At 73.4% G+C, this 541-nt stretch carries 1 protein-coding gene; it reads right to left on the reverse strand.

From position 1 onward, the window contains the following. Nucleotides 1–541: beta-ketoacyl synthase N-terminal-like domain-containing protein (locus KUM03_RS24880; RefSeq protein ID WP_302185896.1), on the reverse strand; the 541-nt coding region annotated here is incomplete at both ends.

Below are 541 nucleotides of genomic sequence, written 5' to 3' on the forward strand. Positions count from 1 at the left end.
TGGCCGCGCGCTCCTGGGAGAGGGCCGCGTACTCGTCGACGTCGCGGCGGGAGAAGCCCTCGATGGTGGCGATCAGGTCCGCGCCGATGCCCTGCGGCACGAAGCCGGCGTCGTGGTTGGTGCGGGGGTCCAGCGCCCAGGCCCCGCCGTCGCTGCCCATCGGGACGCGGGACATGGACTCGACGCCGCCCGCCAGGACCAGGTCCTCCCAGCCGGAACGGACCTTCGCGGCGGCCAGGTTGACGGCCTCCAGACCCGAGGCACAGAAGCGGTTCTCCTGCACGCCCGCCACGGTGTCCGGCAGCCCGGCCGCGACGGCGGCGGTACGCGCGATGTCGGAGCCCTGGTCACCGACCGGCCCGACGACACCGAGCACGATGTCGTCCACGGCGGCGGGGTCGAGGTCCGGGAAACGGACGCGGATCTCGTGGATCAGGCCGACGACCAGGTCGACGGGCTTCGTGCCGTGCAGGGCGCCGTTCGCCTTGCCGCGTCCGCGCGGAGTGCGGATCGCGTCGTACACGTACGCTTCGGTGCTCAC

Origin of the sequence: Streptomyces sp. AC602_WCS936, assembly GCF_019049125.1 — a bacterium.
GTDB lineage: Bacteria > Actinomycetota > Actinomycetes > Streptomycetales > Streptomycetaceae > Streptomyces.